This window comes from Sandaracinus amylolyticus (assembly GCF_021631985.1).
GTDB classification, from domain to species: Bacteria; Myxococcota_A; Polyangia; order Polyangiales; family Sandaracinaceae; genus Sandaracinus; species Sandaracinus amylolyticus_A.
In genome coordinates this window covers 6,444,919-6,464,006 of sequence record NZ_CP070225.1, presented here as the reverse complement: position 1 = coordinate 6,464,006, position 19,088 = coordinate 6,444,919, and the positions used below count along the sequence as shown (strand labels likewise).

The 19,088-nt window shown below is 71.9% G+C and carries 22 protein-coding genes; 11 read left to right on the top strand and 11 right to left on the bottom strand.

Annotated features, from left to right (window positions below):
- Window positions 1–24 precede the first annotated feature (24 nt).
- Genes I5071_RS27425 through I5071_RS27415 form a run of 3 tightly spaced genes read right to left on the bottom strand, consistent with a single transcriptional unit; the run spans window position 25 to window position 1,105 of the window.
- Complete coding sequence (locus I5071_RS27425) at window positions 25–195, bottom strand: hypothetical protein (protein WP_236515836.1); 171 nt, start codon at window positions 193–195, stop codon at window positions 25–27.
- Complete coding sequence (locus I5071_RS27420) at window positions 192–803, bottom strand: GNAT family N-acetyltransferase (protein ID WP_236515835.1); 612 nt, start codon at window positions 801–803, stop codon at window positions 192–194. The genes I5071_RS27425 and I5071_RS27420 overlap by 4 nt, the downstream gene beginning before the upstream one ends.
- Window positions 804–805: 2 nt before the next feature.
- Complete coding sequence (locus tag I5071_RS27415; RefSeq protein ID WP_236515834.1) at window positions 806–1,105, bottom strand: hypothetical protein; 300 nt, start codon at window positions 1,103–1,105, stop codon at window positions 806–808.
- Between the two features lie 83 nt (window positions 1,106–1,188).
- On the opposite strand from I5071_RS27415, the gene I5071_RS27410 reads away from it, so the two are divergent.
- The 3 genes from I5071_RS27410 (at window position 1,189) to I5071_RS27400 (ending at window position 3,193) form a co-directional block, all read left to right on the top strand.
- A complete protein-coding gene (locus tag I5071_RS27410) occupies window positions 1,189–1,605 on the top strand; it encodes a nuclear transport factor 2 family protein (protein WP_236515831.1) in 417 nt (138 codons plus the stop codon).
- Window positions 1,606–1,680: 75 nt separating this feature from the next.
- Window positions 1,681–2,502, top strand: coding sequence for a hypothetical protein (locus tag I5071_RS27405; protein WP_236515830.1), 822 nt, complete (start codon window positions 1,681–1,683; stop codon window positions 2,500–2,502).
- A gap of 193 nt (window positions 2,503–2,695) precedes the next feature.
- The gene (locus I5071_RS27400) at window positions 2,696–3,193 is read left to right on the top strand and encodes a MarR family winged helix-turn-helix transcriptional regulator (protein ID WP_236515829.1); all 498 of its coding nucleotides are present in this window, start codon (window positions 2,696–2,698) and stop codon (window positions 3,191–3,193) included.
- Window positions 3,194–3,205: 12 nt separating this feature from the next.
- Here the strand turns inward: I5071_RS27400 and I5071_RS27395 are convergent, their stop codons facing one another.
- The 4 genes from I5071_RS27395 to I5071_RS27380 all read right to left on the bottom strand — a co-directional run bounded on the left by I5071_RS27395 (window position 3,206) and on the right by I5071_RS27380 (window position 7,491).
- On the bottom strand, window positions 3,206–3,541 hold the full coding sequence (locus I5071_RS27395) for a VOC family protein (RefSeq protein ID WP_236515827.1): 336 nt from the start codon (window positions 3,539–3,541) through the stop codon (window positions 3,206–3,208).
- An 82-nt stretch (window positions 3,542–3,623) separates the two neighbouring features.
- A complete protein-coding gene (locus I5071_RS27390) occupies window positions 3,624–4,292 on the bottom strand; it encodes a hypothetical protein (RefSeq protein ID WP_236515826.1) in 669 nt (222 codons plus the stop codon).
- Between the two features lie 147 nt (window positions 4,293–4,439).
- Window positions 4,440–6,317, bottom strand: a complete 1,878-nt coding sequence (aspS, locus tag I5071_RS27385) for an aspartate--tRNA ligase (protein WP_236515824.1) — start codon at window positions 6,315–6,317, stop codon at window positions 4,440–4,442.
- A 55-nt stretch (window positions 6,318–6,372) separates the two neighbouring features.
- Window positions 6,373–7,491 carry a hypothetical protein gene (locus I5071_RS27380; protein ID WP_236515823.1) on the bottom strand — a complete coding sequence of 373 codons (1,119 nt, stop codon included), beginning with the start codon at window positions 7,489–7,491 and terminating at the stop codon, window positions 6,373–6,375.
- A 101-nt stretch (window positions 7,492–7,592) separates the two neighbouring features.
- Between I5071_RS27380 and I5071_RS27375 the strand changes: the two genes are divergently transcribed.
- Complete coding sequence (locus I5071_RS27375; protein ID WP_236515822.1) at window positions 7,593–7,796, top strand: hypothetical protein; 204 nt, start codon at window positions 7,593–7,595, stop codon at window positions 7,794–7,796.
- Window positions 7,796–8,227, top strand: a complete 432-nt coding sequence (locus I5071_RS27370) for a peptidoglycan-binding domain-containing protein (RefSeq protein ID WP_236515820.1) — start codon at window positions 7,796–7,798, stop codon at window positions 8,225–8,227. The genes I5071_RS27375 and I5071_RS27370 overlap by 1 nt, the downstream gene beginning before the upstream one ends.
- 4 nt (window positions 8,228–8,231) lie before the next feature.
- Here the strand turns inward: I5071_RS27370 and I5071_RS27365 are convergent, their stop codons facing one another.
- Window positions 8,232–9,506 carry a putative sensor domain DACNV-containing protein gene (locus I5071_RS27365; protein WP_236515819.1) on the bottom strand — a complete coding sequence of 425 codons (1,275 nt, stop codon included), beginning with the start codon at window positions 9,504–9,506 and terminating at the stop codon, window positions 8,232–8,234.
- Window positions 9,507–9,633: 127 nt separating this feature from the next.
- On the opposite strand from I5071_RS27365, the gene I5071_RS27360 reads away from it, so the two are divergent.
- The 6 genes from I5071_RS27360 to I5071_RS27335 all read left to right on the top strand — a co-directional run bounded on the left by I5071_RS27360 (window position 9,634) and on the right by I5071_RS27335 (window position 16,156).
- Window positions 9,634–11,076 carry an SPW repeat domain-containing protein gene (locus tag I5071_RS27360; RefSeq protein ID WP_236515818.1) on the top strand — a complete coding sequence of 481 codons (1,443 nt, stop codon included), beginning with the start codon at window positions 9,634–9,636 and terminating at the stop codon, window positions 11,074–11,076.
- A gap of 210 nt (window positions 11,077–11,286) precedes the next feature.
- Window positions 11,287–11,913 carry a methyltransferase family protein gene (locus I5071_RS27355; protein WP_236515817.1) on the top strand — a complete coding sequence of 209 codons (627 nt, stop codon included), beginning with the start codon at window positions 11,287–11,289 and terminating at the stop codon, window positions 11,911–11,913.
- A 171-nt stretch (window positions 11,914–12,084) separates the two neighbouring features.
- Complete coding sequence (locus I5071_RS27350; protein WP_236515816.1) at window positions 12,085–13,338, top strand: MFS transporter; 1,254 nt, start codon at window positions 12,085–12,087, stop codon at window positions 13,336–13,338.
- On the top strand, window positions 13,335–14,552 hold the full coding sequence (locus tag I5071_RS27345) for an MFS transporter (RefSeq protein WP_236515815.1): 1,218 nt from the start codon (window positions 13,335–13,337) through the stop codon (window positions 14,550–14,552). The genes I5071_RS27350 and I5071_RS27345 overlap by 4 nt, the downstream gene beginning before the upstream one ends.
- A 143-nt stretch (window positions 14,553–14,695) precedes the next feature.
- On the top strand, window positions 14,696–15,184 hold the full coding sequence (locus I5071_RS27340) for a c-type cytochrome (protein WP_236515813.1): 489 nt from the start codon (window positions 14,696–14,698) through the stop codon (window positions 15,182–15,184).
- Window positions 15,185–15,241: 57 nt separating this feature from the next.
- Window positions 15,242–16,156: a hypothetical protein gene (locus I5071_RS27335; RefSeq protein WP_236515812.1), complete on the top strand. Its 915-nt coding sequence runs from the start codon at window positions 15,242–15,244 to the stop codon at window positions 16,154–16,156.
- Between the two features lie 570 nt (window positions 16,157–16,726).
- Here the strand turns inward: I5071_RS27335 and I5071_RS27330 are convergent.
- The 3 genes from I5071_RS27330 to I5071_RS27320 form a co-directional block, all read right to left on the bottom strand.
- A complete protein-coding gene (locus tag I5071_RS27330) occupies window positions 16,727–17,353 on the bottom strand; it encodes a hypothetical protein (RefSeq protein WP_236515810.1) in 627 nt (208 codons plus the stop codon).
- Window positions 17,354–17,423: 70 nt separating this feature from the next.
- Window positions 17,424–18,422: an HTTM domain-containing protein gene (locus tag I5071_RS27325; protein ID WP_236515809.1), complete on the bottom strand. Its 999-nt coding sequence runs from the start codon at window positions 18,420–18,422 to the stop codon at window positions 17,424–17,426.
- The gene (locus tag I5071_RS27320; RefSeq protein ID WP_236515808.1) at window positions 18,419–19,054 is read right to left on the bottom strand and encodes a hypothetical protein; all 636 of its coding nucleotides are present in this window, start codon (window positions 19,052–19,054) and stop codon (window positions 18,419–18,421) included. The genes I5071_RS27325 and I5071_RS27320 overlap by 4 nt, the downstream gene beginning before the upstream one ends.
- Between the last annotated feature and the right edge of the window lie 34 nt (window positions 19,055–19,088).

Sequence of the window (19,088 nt, the reverse complement as noted above, 5' to 3'; positions counted from 1 at the left end):
GTCCTTGCGAAGCCCTCGCTCGCGTCACTCGAAATCGTCGGGGTTCATCTCCTCCACGTCGTGCGGCGCGCCCTGGTGCGGCGTGGTGGCGGGCGCCTGCTCGTCGCGCATGTGCGGATGCCGCTCCGGCTGCTTGCGCTCGTCGGCCTTCGCCGGCCGTTCCTTCTCCCGCTGCTGCTCCTGCGGCTGCGTCATCGCGTCCTCCCTCGCGCCTCGGACGCGAGGATCTGCAGCGGTCGTGCCGCGAGGAGATCGAGCGACTTCCGCATCACGCTGCGTCCGTCCCACGCAGTGCCGGTGCGCACGTACCCGAGCCGCGCGTAGCGCGCGAGCTCGCGCTCGTCGTGCCGTCCGATGCAGACCTCGATGATCGTGCGCCCGCGCTCGCGCAGCACACGCTCGATCGCGACGATCAGCGCGCTCGCGATCCCGAGCCCCTGCAGCCCGGGCATCACACGCACCGCCTCGATCACCGCGACGTCGGGCTCGCTGCGCCGCGCGACCCGCGCCCGGATCATCGCGAGCGGTGCGCCGCGCGACGCCGCGACCAGCACGACCTCCTCGCCTCGCGCGCAGCGCTCGAGCGTCGCGTCGATCACGTCGACCTGCTCCTGCGCGAGCCCGAGCCACGAGAGCGCGTGCAGGTCGGTCGCGGACGCCTCGCGGATCGCCAGCGAGAGCGCGACGTGACGTCGATCGAGCTCGCGCGCCGGGAGCGGTGCGGTGCGATCGCTGCGCCGTGCCGCGCCTCCGTTGGCGACGTGCGGCCCGTTGCCTCGTGCGGAATCGATGCGCGTCGCCACGCTCAGCCTCCCGCCACCAGCAGCACGATCACGATCGAGACCGCGACGAGCGCGATCACCGCGAGGGTGCCGGTCACCACGTTGACGCTCTGCTCCGGCTCGATGCGGCCGAGCGTGCCGGTGAGCGTCGGATCCACGTTGGTCTCGGGCGTCAGGTAGTTGCGCTGCTCGGCCTTCGCGATCTGCATCGTGTCGGCGTCGACGGTGAAGTTGCCCGAGTGCCCGCCGTCGTCGGGCGGTGACGCGACGAGCTCGCCGTCCGAGCGCGCGAGATCACGATCGATGGTTCGCTGCTGGGCCATGTCCGACCTGCGTCGCAACGCTCGTGCCCTTACGATCGCGACCACCTGCCACAAGAGCCCTGCACCGAGGAGCATCGCGACCCATGACCGACCCCGACGACACGACACCGATCGCGCTCGCGCGCGCGCTCTACGCCGCCACGTCGACGCGCGACGAAGCGCGGCTGCGCGCCCTGCTCGATCCCGAGATCGAGTGGATCCAGTGCGCGGGCTTCCCCGGAGGCGGCCATCGCCGCGGGGTCGACGAGGTGTTCGAGAAGGTGCTCGCGGGGAACTCGGGGCGCTGGATCGGCTTCCGCGCCGACGTCGAGGAGCTCCTCGAGAGCGGCGACACCGTCGTCGCGCTCGGCACCTACTCGGGCACGCGCGCCGAGACCGGCCTCGCGATGCGCGTGCAGTTCGCGCACGTCGTCGAGACGCGCGGCGGGCGCATCGTGCGGTTCCGACAGATCGCGGACACCTGGCCGATGGTCGCCGCGATCCGCGGTGAGGTGCTCTGACGATCTCGTGTGCCGCGAAAAAAGCGGCATCACCGTTTCGTGAAGGCCCACGACGGGTGCGGTCATGCACCCGTCATGACCCGTAGCCTCTTCGTTCTCGCGGCGTGCTTCGCGCTCGCCGCGCTCCCTGGGTGCGGCGACGACGACGGCGGTGATCCCGGAGGGGGCTCCGACGCGGGCCCCGGCGGTGGGATGGACGCGACCACGCCAGGCGACGGCGGTGACACGCCGGGCCCCGATGCGCGCCTGCCCGACGGCTCGACGTCGTTCACCCAGTGCACGAACGGGGTCGACGACGACGGAGACGGAGAGATCGACGGCCTCGATCGCGAGTGCACGGGCCCGACCGACAACGACGAGGGCACGTTCGGCACCGGCATCCCCGGCGACAACCGCGACCCCGACTGTCAGGACTGCTTCTTCGACGGCAACTCGGGCTCCGGCAACGACGGCTGTCGTTACGCGACGACCTGTCTGACCGACGGCACGCCGACCAGCGGCTCGGGCTCGTGCGCGACGTGCGAGGCGAGCACGCAGTGCCTCGAGGGCGGCTGTCTCGACGCGACGCCGAACGGCTGCGACTGCTTCGGCTGCTGCGAGGTGCACGTCGACGGGGACACGACGGTGAACATCCTGCTCGGCGGCGCGTGCTCGCTCGAGAACATCGAGGACGAGACCGCGTGCCCGCGCTGCATCCCCGACACCGAGTGCGCGAACGACTGCGGTCGCTGCGAGCTCTGCCTCGGTCGCACGGTCGAGGATCTCCCGGCGGACTGCTTCCCCGACGGCGGCCCGCCGATCTGGCAGTGCGACGGTGATCAGGTGCCGTGCCCCGACGGCACGTGCGCGCCCGGCTACTACTGCCAGCTCGGGTGCTGCCTCAGCGAGCTGATCTGAGTTGGCGGGAGGGGTCTTGGAAGACCCCTCCCCCCCGACCGGCAAAGCCGGATCGGGGCCCCCCTCCCCAAACGCTGCGCGCGGGGCCCCAGCCCCGCTTGCGCTCGTTCGGCGCTCGGGGCCGAGATGTCGTCGGGATCGCGTGACCGCGTGGTTGCTCCATCGATCGGGCCGGGGTAGCTCCGCGCTACCTATGGCCCGTCTGCCCGAGAGCGATCCCGCCGTGGCCTCGATCGAGCGCGCGATGGTCGCGATCCGTCGCAGCCAGCAGCGTCGCCGGCTCGGTCGTGCCGCGTCGGGACAGCTCCCGCGCGGCGTGCAGCCCGCGGTGATCGCGGTCGTCGACGCGCTCGACGAGCTCGCGTCGCGCGGCGTGCGATCGCCGACCGTCGGCGACGTCGCGGAGGCGATGCAGAGCGATCCGTCGCGCGCGAGCCGCGCCGTGGCGCAGGCGGTCGAGGCCGGGCTGGTGCGGCGCTCCGCCGATCAGGACGACGGGCGCCGGAGCTGTCTCGAGCTCAGCGCCCGAGGCCGCGCGCTGATCGAGAAGGTGCGCACGTCGCGACGTCGCTTCTTCGCCGACGCGACCGCGTCGTGGTCGCGTGGTGATCGCGAGACCTTCGCGGCGCTGCTCACGCGCTTCACCGGCGATCTCGACGCGCTCCTCGGTCCCGACGACGAGCAGGACTAGCAAACGTCGTCGCTAGCCGGCGCAGAGCACCTCGACGGTGTGACCGTCGGGATCGCGCAGGTACACGCGACCGTCGACCACCGCGTGCTCGGTGCCCGCGGCGCGCAGCCGCGCGACGAACGGATCGAGCGACGTCGTGGTGCGCAGCGCGAGGTGATCCCCACGCGGCACCACGCCGGGCTCGGCCTCGCCCGGTCTCCACGTCGAGAGCACGATCTCGACCGCGCCCGCGCGCAACGTCGCGCCGGGCGGGCCCTTCGGCGCCACGCCGAGCTCGAGCCCGATCACGTCTCGATAGAACGCCACGCTGCGCGCGAGATCGCGCACCGTGAGCCCGACGTGATCCACGCGCCAATCGCATGCTTCTAGCATATACATGCTCATAGCATTCAATTGCTCGAAGCATCGATCAAGCCCGCGCGCCCGCCGATCACCGAGTGACGTCGATCGCCCCGCGGACGACCCGCGCGCGACGTGCGCCGGTGGTCGAGCCCGCGACCTCGTCCATCCACGGCAGGACGACCTGCACTTCGTACACGCCCGGCGGGATCGGCCCGCCGTCGCTGCGCTCGATCGTCCCCGCGCGCGGTCCGTCGCGCAGCACGCTCACTCGCCCGCTCATCGGCAGCGACGCGACGAGGCGTCCGCCCGGCGCGAGCCGCACCCGCACCGTGCGACAGTCCGCACCGGGCCGGCACTGCACCGAGCCGCCGGCGATCCCCGAGATCTCCCAGCGCTCGTCGACGCGACGCTCGCCCTGCATCAGCGACGCGTCGAAGTTCAGCGTGCCCGGGAAGTCGAGCACCACCGGCGCGTCGCTCAGGTTGCGCAGCGCGACGTCGACCACTCCGTCGGCGCCGCTCCGAAGCGTGCGCGTCGCGATCGCGACCTCGATCACGTCGCTCGCCGGCGGCGCGCTCGCGTCGCCCGCGACCCGACAGTGCTCGGCCGCCTCACCGAGCGAGAGATCCGCGCCGTCGCATGGATCGTGCGGTGTGGTGTCGACCACGCGCGCCGCGCTCGTGGTTTCCGTCGCGCTCGTCGCGCCACCGCATCCGCACGCGAAGGCGATCAGCACCGCCGACATCGTCCTGCGCATCCCCGCTCCTCCTCGCTCCGGAGCGCGATGCTCGCCCGGGAGCACGTCACCTCGTCAACGTCGATCTCGACGCGATCGGCGCTCGTGCTCGGTATGTCCTCGCGCACGTCGCATCGATGTGACGCGACGTGCGCGAGCCCTCGCGCGTCAGGTGCCCGCGGTCGAGCGGACCTTCAGCTCGGCGAGCTGCTCCGGGATCACCGGGCCGGGCGCGCCGGTCATCAGATCGCTGCCCTTGCCGGTCTTCGGGAACGCGATCACGTCGCGCAGCGACTCGCTCTCGGTGAGCAGCATCGCGAGGCGATCGAGGCCGAGCGCGATGCCGCCGTGCGGGGGCGCGCCGTGGCGCAGCGCGGAGAGGAGGAAGCCGAACTTCTCGGTCGCCTCCTGCTCGCCGATGCCGAGCACCTCGAAGACCTTCTTCTGCACGTCGGGATCGTGGAGACGGATCGAGCCGCCGCCGAGCTCGACGCCGTTGAGCACGAGGTCGTAGCGGTAGCAGAGCACCTTGCCGGGATCGCGATCGAGCAGGGGCACGGAGTCGTCGTGCGGGCGCGTGAACGGGTGGTGCGCCGCGACCCACGTCTTGCCGTCCTCGTGTCGCTCGAAGAGCGGCGGCTCGACGACCCAGAGCAGGTTCCAGTCTCCGCCCGCGCCGACCTGCGGGATCATCCCGAGCTTCTTGCCGAGGTGGAGGCGGAGGTTCGCCATCACCGTGTGCACCATCGCCTCGGGGCCGAACTGGAAGAGCAGCAGATCGCCCTCTTCCGCGCCGCACGCCGCGTTCACCGCCGCGACGAACTCCTTCGTCGCGCTCTTCGCCATCGGCGACTGCTGCCACTCGCCGCTGCCGCCCGACGACGCAGGGCCGACCTTCGCGCGCGCGAGGCCCTTGGCGCCCATCTGCTTCACGAACGCCTCGAGCTTGTCGATCTCGGTGCGCGACATCGCCGTCGCGTGCTGCGCCGGGACGCGGATCGCCTTCACGATCTCGTCCGGCAGATCACGACGGTAGGTCCCGTCCGCGAACTTCTTCGCGATCGGCTCGAGCAGCGGCACGCCGCCGCCGCCGTGCGTGATGACGAGATCGGTGAGCTCGACGTGCTCGAGCCCGAAGCGCATGTCCGGCTTGTCGTTGCCGAAGCGGCGCATCGACTCCTCGAACTTCATGCGCGGGAAGACGCCGCCCGGATAACGCTGCGTGAGATCGACGCCGAGCAGCTCCTTCCAGAGCCGCACCACGAGCTTCTCGATGATCCCGAAGATGTCGTCCTGGTTGACGAACGACATCTCGACGTCGATCTGCGTGAACTCGGGCTGGCGATCGCCGCGCAGATCCTCGTCGCGGAAGCACTTCACGATCTGGATGTAGCGATCGAACCCGCTGACCATCAGCAGCTGCTTGAAGAGCTGCGGGCTCTCCGCGAGCGCGTAGAAGAGGCCGGGGTTGAGGCGCGCCGGCACCAGGAAATTGCGGGCGCCGCCGGGCGTGTACTTCACGAAGATCGGCGTCTCCACCTCGACGAAGCCGCTCTCGTGGAAGTGGCTGCGCGTGTGATGGTAGATGCGCGAGCGCGTCATGATGTTGCGCTGCAGCTTCGCGCGGCGGAGGTCGAGATAGCGGTGCTCGAGCCGCTTCTCCTCGTTCGTGTCGATGTCGTCTTCGATCGGGAAGACGGGGGTCTCGGCCTTGTTGAAGACCGTCGCCTCGAGCGCGAGGACCTCGATGCGGCCGGTCGCGATCTTGTCGTTCACGTTGCCGCCGCGGGAGCGCACCTTCGCGCGCACGCCGATGACCCACTCGCTGCGCGCGCGATCACCGACCGCGAACGCGTCCTTGCTGACCGAGGGATCGAACACGACCTGCGTGATGCCGTCGCGATCGCGGAGATCGACGAAGATCAGCTCGCCGTGATCGCGCCGCGAGTGCACCCACCCGAAGAGCACGACCTCGTCGCCGACGTTCCCCTCGCGCAGCGCCCCGCACGAATGAGTCCGCTTCAGCTCGTCGATGAACCGCGCCACACCGCCTCCGTTACGAAAAGGGTCGGGAGGCTAGCACGCGGTCACGGCGCGGCGATCAGGGCGCGCACATGTCGCTCCAGACGCAGCCGTACACCGGCGGAAGGCAGTATTGGCGGCCCGTCCCGCCGCCGCCGAGCGAGCACGAGCGGTAGTTGTCGCCGCCCGCGTAGGTCGTGTTCGACGGGTTGTCGTAGAGGCACCCGCCCGAGGTGGTCGCGACGCGCGGCTGGCACGTGCTCCACGAGCAGTCGGCGCGACAGCGCTCTTCGCCGCAGGGATCGGTGTACGAGGGATGTCCCGCGGGCGCCGCGCACGCGCGCGTCGCGCCCGGCGCGCAGGCACCACCGCCGCTGCACGTGCTCCACGCGCTCCACGCGCCCCACGCGCATCCGCTCGAGCAGGTGCGGGTGCGGGTCTGACGGCCCAGCGAGCAGTTGCCGCACGCTTGCTGCTGCATCTCGGTCGCGCCGGGCGTGCACTCGCCGCCGGTGCACGCGCCCCACGCGCCGTAGTCGCCCCACGTGCACGACGACGCGCAGGTGCGGCTGCGCGTCTGCGATCCACACGCGCAGCTCTGCGACTCGCTCGAGGTCGTGCCCGGCGCGCACACGCCCTCGCCCTCGCACGCGAACGCGCTCCACGTGCACGCGTCGCTGCACGTGCGGCGCTGGGTCCCACAGTTGCCGCACCCTCCGCCGGTGTCGACGTCACCCGGTGAACACTCACCGGCGCCCATGCAGTCTCCGTCGTTCGTCCACGACCCGTCGACGCAGACCTGGCGCTGCGTCCCGCACCTCGCGCACGGGATCGTGCGCGGGGCCGAGCCGGGGACGCAGTCGCAGCTGGTCGGCGCGGAGCACGCGCCCCACGCGCCGTCCTCGCATCGCTGGAGCCCGGGGCCGCACGTGCCCTCGCAGTCGCGCTCGGCGGAGCTCGCGATCGCGGGATCGTCGTCGTCGCAGTCGAGGCTCGCCTCGATTCCGTCGTCGTCGAAGTCGGCGGCGGCGGGGACACAGGACCCCGCGCTGCAGGCCTCCGAGGGCCCGCAAGGGGGATCGCAGACCCCGGTCTCGGCATCGCTCGTCGGGCCGGCGGCATCGCGCCGACCGCCGTCCTGGCCGCGTGGGGTCACGTCGGCGCCCGTCGCGCACGCGGCGAACCCGAGCGCGATCATGGAGAAACACACTGCGTTCCTCACCACGATTCGATTGAACCCGATTCCGTCCGGCACGTCGACGGGCGCGCTGAGCAAGGCGGAGGCCAGAGGAGGGCGCGATGCCCGAGCGTGAGAAGCGCGGTCCCGGCGGGATGCGTGGTGGGCCCGGTGAGCAGGCGGATCACGGCACGCACGGCGCGTTCACGAACGAGCCGGAGGCGACCGAGGACGACGCGGCCCGTCGGGAGCGCGAGCGGCGACGCACCGCGCGCGAGGCCGACGAGACCCGCAAGACGCGGCGCACGCCGCGACAGGAGACGTGATGGGCACGAAGATCGTGAAGCGCGGGATGCGCGGCGACGACGTCCGCGAGCTGCAGACGAAGCTGCATCGGCTCGGCTTCGACGTGAAGGCCGACGGCATCTTCGGCGAGGAGACCGAGCGCGCCGTGCATCAGCTCCAGACGCTCTTCGGATACACCGTCGACGGGCTCGTCGGCGAGGGCACGAAGAAGCTGATCGACGCGCAGATCGAGTACGGATGGAACGTGAAGCTGCCGAACGCGCAGGAGCTCGCGCTGCGCGCGCAGGGCAAGCTCCCCGGCACGACGGGCGGCGCCGGCGCGGAGGCGCGGCACTATCCCGAGGAGACGCCGCGCTCGCCGACGATCCCCGACGCGCGGCACACCGCGGTGCCGACGAGCTCGACGTCGACGATCGGTGGAGGCGCACCGAGGCCGCCGAGCAAGAGGTAGGTGCTCACCCGGCGACGTGTTGCTCGTAGTAGGTGACGCGGCCGTCGTGGCAGGCGACGAAGCGGATCGTCCCGTCCTGCGACGCGACGATCGCGAGCCCGCTCGGGTGCGCCTGCACGAAGCGATACGCCGCGCGATGGCGCGTGCCGACGTTCTCCTCGTCGTCCTCGATCGTCACCTCGCCTTCGGTGTCGAGCGCGCGATAGACGCGGAGGCCGTCGTGCACGACGCGCCCGTGCGGCGGCGCGACCTCCACGCCGAACGCGAGCAGCTCGAAGCGCTTCGAGAGCACGACCGCACCGTCGACCGCGGAGAGCGACGCGAGCGTGCGCGAGAGCTCGAACACCGCGGACTCGACCTCCGCGAGATCGTGCGAGTGCTCGATGAAGTCGTCGGCGGTGATCGCCCGCGCGCCGTTGCCGCGGGCCCGCGCGAGCTCCGACGTGATCACGCGCAGCAGCGCGCGGTAGCGGGCGCGCGCAGGCTCGCGCGCGAACCGGTACTTCGCGCGGAAGAGCGTCGAGAAGAGCGCCTCGCCGTGCGAGTCGGGCTCGGTGAAGAGGATCGTCCCGCCGTGATGCGCCTCGCGCATCAGCCAGAGCGCGCGGCGCACCATCTGCTGCGAGATCGACTTCACCAGCGACTCGTCGAGCGCGGGCCAGTCGGGCGCTCGCTCCGCGGCGTGCTGTTGCACCAGCTCGTTGCGCACGCTCTCGAAGAGCGCGGGCATCCATCGCGACGAGAACACGTCGGTGCGCAGCGTGACGAGGCGTCCTCCCTCGAGGCCCGCGACGAAGTGATCGCCTGCGTGCACCGAGATGCGCGCCGGGCCTCGCACGTGCACCATGGTCTTCGGCAGCATCACGACCGCGCGCGTCCGACCGCCCCACGTGGGCGCGAGCCACTGCGCGCCGGTCGTCATGATCCCCCAGATGCGCAGCTCGCCGCGCGCGTCGGGCTCGACCGCGACGACCGCCGTCTCGAACGGCGCGGCGACCGCGATGCGGCGGAGCTCGTCGACGTGGAACGGGCGCGTTCGATCGAGGCGCAGCACCAGCGGGCCCACCACCGGCAGCGCCTCCGCCTCGCGCTCGGGCTGGCGCGCGAGCACGACGCGCACCCTCACGGGGCGTCCTTCCTCGCGCAACATCGATGCGTGGTATGCGACCTCGAGCAACGCGCGGCGGGATTCGGCGAGCGGATCGAGCGGCAGATCCGCGGGCCACTGCGACGCCACCAGCGCTTCGAGATCGTCGGGGTAGTGGAAGATCTCGGTCACGAACGTTGCCCTCCGCGCGACATTCGATCGCAGTCTCTCCCAACATGGCGCAAGCCGGAGATCCCGGACAGGCGCCGCGAGACGGCACGAGCGGTGCTCCGCGTGGCCCACGCACGCGGAGCTGCGCATGTCGGAGCACGAGCACGAGGAGTCACGCCGCGCCGCGAGGCGCAGCGTCACACGGTCGGACGAGAGCACGCTCGGGAGCGCGCGTCGTCGTCGCATCCGCGAGGAGCAGCACGCGCGCACGCTGTGGGCGAGCTACGCACTGCTCCTGGTGGGTGTCTGGCTGATGATCGCGCCGCTCGCGTTCGGGGAAGAGGTGCTGGTCGACACGGCGCGCGCGTCGTGGCTGTCGAGCAGTGCCCGCGCGACGATCGCGCGCTGGAACGAGGTGCTCTGCGGCGCGGTGCTCACGCTGGCGGCGTGGCGCATGCTCGAGCCGCACCGGGCGATCGCGCGCCGCATCGTGCTCGCGGTCGGTGTGTGGCTGAGCCTCTCGCCGGTGGTGCTCGCCGCGCCCAGCGCGAGCATCTACGCGAACGACACGCTGATCGGGATGCTCGTCGTCGCGCTCGGGGCGCTCGTGCCCGGCGCGATCGACGAGGGCATCTTCGCGAAGAGCAGCGCGGCCGCGGTCCCTCCCGGGTGGTCCTACGATCCCTCGAGCTGGCCGCAGCGCGTGGTGACGATCGTGCTCGCGCTCGCGGCGTTCCTCGTCGCGCGCTCGCTCGCGGCGTTCCAGCTCGGCTACGACGAGCGCGCGTGGGAGCCGTTCTTCGTGCGCCAGACCGAGAGCGCGACCGACGCCGCGGCATCGAGCCCGTGGATGATCTCCGACGCGGCGCTCGCCGCCTTCGTCTTCACGTTCGTGATGCTCGTCGCGTTCGTCTCGGGCCCTGCGCGCTGGCGCACCGCGCCCTGGGTCGTCGTGCTCCAGGGCGTGCTCGTGATCCCGCTCGGGCTCGCGCACGTCGCGATCACGCTCGTGCACTCGGTCACGAGCGAAGGGTGGAGCACGCCGCGGCTGGTGTCGGCGGCGCTCGCGCTGGTGATGATCGCGCTGGTCGGCGACGAGGTGATCGCCGCGTTCCAGCACCTGGCGCGCGTCCGCGCCGGCGCGATCGAGGAGCCGCTGCGCGAAGGTCGCGACGACGCGCGCACGCCCGATCTCGCCGAGGTGCGCGAGCGGCCGAGCGAGGTGGTGAAGGCCTCGCTGTGGGGCGCGAGCGCGACGTGGAACCTGCTCGCGTCGGTGCTCCTCGGCGCGCTGGTGATGATGCTGCCCGCGCTGATCGGCCTCGACGGCGCCGCGGCCGACGCGCTCCACGTCGGCGGTGCGCTCGCGATCGTGTTCGCGCTGATCGCGACCGGCGAGGTGTTCCGCGCGGTGCGCTACGCGAACGTCGTGGTCGGCGCCGTGATCGCGATCCTCCCGATCGTGCTCGGCGTGCACGCGACCGACGCGCGCATCCTCGGCATCGCGCTGGGCGTCGGCGTCGCGCTGCTCGCACTTCCGCGCACCGGCCCCGTCGAGCGATACGGCGCCTGGGACCGTTTCGTCGTGTGAGGCACGCGGGAAGATCCCCTTCCACCTCTCGTAGCTTTCTGGGACGCTCGTTCGAGCGGCTCTGGGGAGCGCAAGGGAGGGAACTGTGGGCGACAACGGCGGCGGCAAGGTCCTCGGGACGGTCCTCTTCATCGGTGCGATCGTCGTGTTCGACGTCCTCTCGCTCACCTTCGGGTGGGGCTGGATCATCTACTGATCGCGACGCGCGCCATGCGCGCCTCGGACACGAACGAAGTCGCCCACCGGGACCGCGCCGAGCTCGCGCTCGACGCGGTCCTCGGCGTTTCCGTCTGGATCTGGGCCGCCGGTCTCTTCCTCCACGAAGACGGCCCGCCGCTCGTCGTGCGCGCCTCGGTCGCGCTGCTCAACGGCGGCGTCGGCGCGCTCTTCCTCTGGCGCGGCCCCGCGCGCACCCACGGCGCGACCGGCGCGTTGCTCTCGGCCGTCCCTTCGATCGCGCTCGGCGGCATCGCGCTGCGCGTCGCGCCGAGCGAGTGGCCCGTCGCGAGCATCGTGCTCTTCGTCGCGTCGACGCTCGGCGCGCTCGCATCGCTGCTGACGCTCGGTCGCTCGTTCTCGATCCTCCCCGCGCGCCGCGAGGTCGTCGGTCGTGGGCCCTATCGCGTGGTGCGACACCCCGCGTACGCGTGCGAGCTCGTCATGGTGATCGCGGCGGGCGCGTCGCGCGCGTGGTGGATCGGCCTCGGGCTCGGCGTGCTCGTGCTGCTGACGCTGGTGCCGCGCATCCGCGCCGAGGAAGCGTTGCTCGCACACGACGAGGCGTGGAGCGCGTACGCCGCGCGCACCCGGCATCGCCTCGTGCCCGGCGTGTGGTGAGAGAGTGTCCAAATCGGCTCGCCGCCGCAGGGCCCTCCCGTCCGCGTGCCGCGCACGCTCCCGTGCCGGCCCTCCGCCAGCGAGCACTCCACCTGGGCTGAGCTGGCGGTCGACGAGAGCTGGCACCAGGGATCGCCGCGGAGCACCATCCCGCTCCCCGGATCACCCTGCATGAGCCCGAAGGACGAACGACGCATCATCCTGCTCCTCGCAGCGGTCCAGTTCGTCAACATCCTCGACTTCATGCTCGTGATGCCGCTCGGCCCCGACTTCGCGCGGGACCTCGGCATCCCGCTCTCGCAGCTCGGCACGATCGGCGGCGCGTACACACTCTCCGCCGCGATCTCGGGGTTCGCCGGCGCGTTCTTCCTCGATCGTTTCGATCGCCGTCCCGCGCTCGCGCTCTCGCTGCTCGGCCTCGCGATCGGCACCGTGGGCGGCGCGCTCGCCACCGGCCTCGAGACGCTGCTCCTCGCGCGCGTCGTCGCGGGCGCGTTCGGTGGGCCCGCGACGTCGGTCGCGATGTCGATCCTCGCCGACGTGATCCCCGCCGAGCGTCGCGGCCGCGCGCTCGGCACCGTGATGATCGCGTTCTCGATCGCGTCGATCGTCGGCGTGCCCGTCGCGCTCGAGCTGGCGCAGCGCGGGAGCTGGCACACGCCCTTCGTCGCGACCGGCGCGCTCGCGCTGATCGCGTCGATCGCGTCGTGGATCGTCCTGCCCTCGATGCGCACGCACCTCGCGATCGCGCAGGAGCCCGCGCTCGAAGGGTTCCGTCACCTCCTCACCCGCCCGGTCACGCTGCTCTCGTACGCGATGACGTGGGTCGCGATGATGGGCGGCTTCATCCTCATCCCGAACATCGCGTCGTACGTGCAGCTCAACCTGCACTATCCGCGCGCGCAGCTCGGTCTGCTCTACGGCGCCGGAGGGCTCGTCAGCTTCGCGACCACGCGCGCGATCGGCCGGCTCGTCGATCGCATCGGATCGTTCCGCGTCGCCGCGCTCGGCACCGCGCTGATCGTGGTGGTCACGTGGATCGGCTTCGTGTGGTCGCCGCCCTCGATGCCCGTCATGCCGGTGTTCGTCGCGTTCATGTTCGCGAGCGGGCTGCGCAACGTCAGCTACAGCACGCTCACCTCGAAGGTGCCTGCGCCCGAGGAGCGAGCGCGCTTCATGTCGCTGCAGTCGATGGTCCAGCACCTCGGCTCCGCGGCCGGCGCGTTCCTCGGCTCGCAGCTCCTCGCGGAGGGCGCCGACGGCGCGCTGCTCCACATGGATCGCGTCGCGTGGACCGCGATCGTCCTGATGATCGCGACGCCGATCCTGATGCTCGCGGTCGAGGCGCGCGTCGCGCGCAGCGAGCGCACCGTCGCCGCGCTCGACGCCGTGCCGGCCCCCGCCGCGTCGCCCTCCGATCGATGAAGGGCCCGCTCGGACATCGCGCGTTCCTGATCTACCAGGGCGTGCGCCTGATGTCGGTGGTCGCGATCCAGATGATGTCGGTCGCGATCGCGTGGCAGGTCTACGAGCGCACCGAGGACGCGATGGCGCTCGGCATGGTCGGGCTCGCGCAGTTCGCGCCGCTCTTCCTGCTCTCGCCGATCACCGGCGACGTCGCCGATCGTTTCGATCGGCGCGCGGTGATCGCGGTCTGTCACGGCGTGATCGCGGTGTGCGCGGCGCTGCTCGCGTGGACCGCGGCGCACCCCGAGCTCGGCACCGCGCCGATCTACCTCGTGCTCGTGCTCTTCGGGTGCGCCCGCGCGTTCGCGGGGCCCGCGGCGCAGGCGCTGCTGCCCGCGCTGGTGCCACCGGCCGAGCTCGCGCAGGGCATCGCGCTCGGCTCGACCACGTTCCAGCTCGCGACCATCTCCGGCCCGGCGCTCGCGGGCTTCGTCATCGCGGCGGGCGGCGCGCCCAGCGCGTACGCGACGAGCGCCGTGCTCGAGGTGCTCGCCGTGCTCTCGCTGCTCGCGATGCGCTACGTGCCGGAGCGCCAGGAGCGACGCGGATCCGGGCTCGCGCGTTTGCTCGCGGGCGTGCGCTACGTGCGCGAGCACCCCGTGATCCTCGGCGCGATCTCGCTCGATCTCTTCGCGGTGCTGTTGGGCGGCGCGGTCGCGCTGATGCCGATCTACGCGCGCGACATCCTGCACGTCGACGAGCGCGGCTTCGGCTTCCTGCGCGCGGCGCCGGCGATCGGCGCGGGCGTGGTCGCGCTGGTGCTCGCGTTCCGTCCGCTGCGCCGGCGCGCGGGGCTCACGATGTTCGCGTGCGTCGGGCTCTTCGGCATCGCGACGATCGTGTTCGGGGTGTCGCGCAGCTTCCCGCTCTCGCTGGTCGCGCTCGCGGTGCTCGGCGGCGCCGACATGGTCAGCGTGGTGATCCGCCAGACCGTCGTGCAGATCACCACGCCACCCGAGATGCGCGGCCGCGTCGCGGCGGTGAACATGGTGTTCATCGGCGCCTCGAACGAGCTCGGCGAGCTCGAGAGCGGCGTGACCGCGGCGTGGCTCGGCACCGTGCCCGCGGTCGTGATCGGCGGCGTCGGCACGCTGCTCGTCACGGCGATCTGGGCGTTCCTCTTCCCGCAGCTCCGCGACGTCGATCGCCCCGAGGATCACGACGTGCGCTGATCCTTGCGGGAGTGCTCGTCCCGCAGGACCCGGACGGGAGGGCGCAGCGCGCGGACGGTAGGGACCTGCGGGCGAGCCGATTTCGAGAGACCTCCGGAGTCACGGTTCGTGCACCGACGCGGCCTGCTCACGAGAGGAGGACCATGACTCGGAACGAATCGACGAGGCGCTGCGCCATCGCGCTCTGCTGCATCACGATCGGCGTCGTCGCGATCGCGTGTGGTGGCGACGACGGGGGAGGCGACGGGCAGCAGCAGGACGGCGGAGCGGGCACCGACGCGGCGGTCGCGGCGATCGACTGCACCGGCGCGAGCGCCGAGACGGGGCAGGCGCCCGCGATGAGCACGTGCGGGATCGCGTCCTGCCACAACGCGGACTTCGCGGGACAGCGTGGGGGCACGGGGTTCGCGGCATCGAACCTCACGCCCGACGACACCGGGCTCGCCGAGTGGACGACCGGCGACATCGCGAAGGCGACGCTCGACGGCGTCACGCCCGACGGCGACGTGCTCTGCTCGATCATGATCCGGTATCGCGCCACCGGGATGACCGAGGCACAGGCCTGCGACATCGCCGAGTACCTGCGGACCCTCGCACCGATCGAGAACGAGGTGGACGACACCTGCGAGTGATCGAGCTCGCCACGTGTGGCGGTGGGCGCGCCGCCACATGTGGCAGTCTCCAGCGCGATGACGCAGTTCGTTCCTCTGGAGGGCGTCGCGCACGTCGAGCGTCTCGACGGTCCACGCGCCGATCGCCACGCGGCTCCCGCGTTGCTCGTCGAGGTGCCCCACGGCGCCGATCGCCGCGCGCACTACGACGCGCTCCGCACGCGCATGCGAGGCGCGCTGCCCGAGGACCTCCACGTGTTCTTCCACGTCAACACCGACGTCGGCGCGTGGGACTACGGGCGTCGCGTCGCCGAGCGCGTGATCGCGGCGCGCCCGGATCGATCGGCGCTGCTCGTGCGGTGTCTGATCCCGCGCACGTTCGTCGACGCGAACCGTCTCGAGGACGCGGCCGAGTCGGCGGGCATGACGGCGGGCGTCGCGCCCTACGTGCTCGATGCGGACGACGTCGCGCTCCTGCTCTCGCTGCACCGCGCGTACGTCGCGCTGATCGATCGCGCGTACGAGCACGTCTGCGGCGCGGGCGGCTTCGCGCTCACTCCGCACACCTACGGCCCGCGCACGATGGGCATCGCGAAGATCGACGACGAGATCGTCCACGCGCTGCGCGCCGCGCACGAGCCCGACGCGTGGTCGCGCTGGCCGGTGCGCCCCGAGATCGATCTGATCACACGCACGGCAGAGGGCGAGCTCCTCGCGCCCGAGGGCATGCCCGAGTCGCTGATCACCGCGTACCGCGCGCTGGGCCACGAGGCCGTCGAAGGCGGCGCGTACACGATGCACCCGAGCACCCAGGCCCACCGCTACGCGACGCGCCACCGCGGCCAGGTGCTCTGCCTCGAGATCCGCCGCGACCTATTGGTCGAGCGCTACACCCCGTTCGACGAGATGCACGTGCTCCCCGAGCGCGCGGATCGCTTCGCAACCCCGATCGCGACGGAGATCGACCGCTGGCTCACGACCCGAGCGCGCTAGCGCCGATGCGCGCGACGTATGCCCCGCCGCGCACCGATGCGCCCAACGCATCGGCCCCGCGCTGACGGAGTCCACGCCGTGGACTTCCGAGTCCACGCCGTGGACTCGCAACACCGACCGCTGCTCGCCCCGTCGTCGCCACTCAGCCGGAGCGCGATCAGCCGGGCGCGAGCCAGACGCAAAATCCAGGCGATGCGCGAAGCGCGAGCGCGTTCAATTCGGCCGCGATGCCCGAAGGGCGAGCCGGTTCGCGTGACGAGCGAGGTCGCGAAGCGCCCTCGCGCGTCACGCGTCCCCCAGCCCAACACACCGACCGCCGCTCTCCACCCCGCGTGGCCGAAGCCTTACCAGCGGGGCGCGGGGCGGGGTCTCGCGCGCAGTTCCGCAGCGCCATCCAGTCTCCGGAAGAGCCCCGAATGCGAGCGACCGACAGCGCGAAGCGCGTCGGCCGCGAGAACCGCCTACGCAGTCTCCGGGCCTGCAGCAGGACGCAATCGCGAGGACTGTCCGAGCACGAGACCCCGCCCCGCGCCCCTCACCGAAGCCTCTCCCCGCGCGGAGATTCCCGAGCTAGCGAGTCTCGTCCGACAACAGCGCGAGCACGATCCCAGCGACGTGCCCAGCGCCAGCGGTCCGCGCCACGCTCAGCCAAGTCGCCCGCCCGATCTCGAGGAACCGCGCCTCCACCTCGCGCGGCGCGCCCCAGAGCACCAGCCGCCCACCGGTCTTCATCCCGGCCGCGAGCTCGTCGATCGCATCGGTGTCGAGCGGACAACGGGCCCAGTCGATCACGATCGCCGACGCGAGATCGGCCCACACCATCGCCGGCAGCGAGCTCGGCTCGGGGATCGCCTCGACGTCCGCGTGCTTCGAGAGCGCCCGCGCGATCTGCGCCACGCGCTCCGGCTCCGACGACGCCACGAGCACCAAGCGCCCGTGCCCGCCGCGTCGCGGCGCAGGCGCGCTCTCGTGCTCCACCGCTGCTGCGCGCAGCACCAGATCGATCGACTCGTCGAAACGATCCGCCGCGTCCGCGCCGAGCCGCGCCTCGACCGCGTCGAGCATGTGCACCGACAGGAACGATCGCATTCCGTCGGCGATCGATGGCACCGCGGTGCGCCCCGCCATCGAGAGCGCATCGGCGACGATCTCGCGTGCCTCGCCGTCGTCCGCGAGCACTTCGAGCGCCTCGAGCACGAGGCGGAGCCTTCGCTCCTCTTGTGTCAGCGCCCTCACCCCTGGACTCCCGCTGTGCACGGCCCCCGTACTAGCACGCGCGGATCGGCCGCGCCCCGCGCCGCATCCCCGCTCTCACGCGTGCCACGAGCGCATCGAGCTCGCTCGGCGTGAGGAACGCGGGATAGAGCGCGAGCATCCCCCAAGGGAAGATCCCGAGCCGCAGCGTGAAGATCAGCGCGACGTGGAAGCCGATGCCGACGGCGAGCCACACCTCGCGCACCCGCAGGAACGCGAACGCCGCGCGCATCCGCCCGCCGCGATGCGCAGTGCGCCGATACCAGAGCGCGAGCCCCATCAGCGGCGCGCCGATCTCGAACGCCATCGTCGCCACGGTGCCGAGCTGCGTCAGCCGATAGACGTGCGCGAGCCACGACGAGAAGTCGTACGACGCGAAGTGCGGATCGAGCAGCACCACGTAGAGCGCCGCGAAGTCGCCCGGTGGCCACCACGTGAGCTGCGACTTGTGCAGCCCCGCGCTGAAGTACATCCACAAGAGCTGCACCACGATCAGCCGCCGCGGCCACGCGGGCACACGCACGTCGGGCAGCCATCGTCCGTGCTCGCGCCACGCATCGATCGAGAGCGCACGCCCGCACCCGCTGCACGCGAGGACGAAGAGCGCGTTGCGCAGCACCGCGTCGATCCCGCGATCGGCCTGGGGGAGGATCGCAGCGAGCTGCGAGAGCGCGATCGCGAGGACCAGCGTGCTGGTGCGACTGAAGGTTCCGAGCACCATCGAGAGCGCGCTCGCGACCGCGACGCCGTACACGAGGCGCGTCGTCCCGAGGCTCGCGCCGAGCCACCGGAACGCGAGCACCGGCGAGGGCTCGAGCGTGTCCATCGCGCCGAAGCCCCCGGCGCTCGAGGGGCCCCACAGCACCTCGACGAGCTCGAGCCGCGCCGCGATCAGCAGATCGACGAGCAGCACCGACGCGACGCCGATGCGCACGACGGCGAGCACCGTCGCGCGCTCCTCTTCGGCGCAGAGCGTGACCCACGCGCGCCATCGCGAGCGAAGCCGGCTCATCGCTCCCGCACCTCCTCGAACATCCAGTGCGTCTCGGGGTCGCGCGGCTCGCCGGGCAGGCTCACGTGGTGGCGCAGGTAGCGCACGCGCACGGCGTCGACGTCCTCGCGCCGCGCGAAGATCTCGCGTGCGATCCAGTCGACGAAGCGCGGATGATCGGCGCGCGTCCCGCCGCTGCCGGGGTTCCACACCGCGCGCACCCGCCGGTACTCGAGCGTGCTCGAGAGGAACGCGTGATCGGGATCGTTCGGGCGATAGAGCAGCGTCCACTCGCCGCCGCTGCGCGCCTCCACGTGCATCCAGTAGGGATCGGGATCGGCGACCGGGAAGAGCGACCAGCGCTGCGTCGTGTGCGTGAGCTCGAACCAGCGCCGCAGCGGCTCGCGCGCACGATCGTGCATCACCGTCAGCTCGCTGCTGACGTCGATCACGTGCCTGCGCAGCGTCGGCTCGTCGATGTCGACCCCCGCGCCGCGCAGGATGCGCGTCCATCGCTCGAGCTCGCGGCGGCCCACCGGTCGCGAGAGGTGCGCGGGGGCGACGCGCGGCACCGGCAGCCCCTCGATGCAGCTCCCCACGAGCACGAAGAGGATCAGCACTGCGCGCACGTGCGCCCGGACACCGAGGACCATCGCGGCCGAGCGTACTTCGACGGCGCGCCGCGCT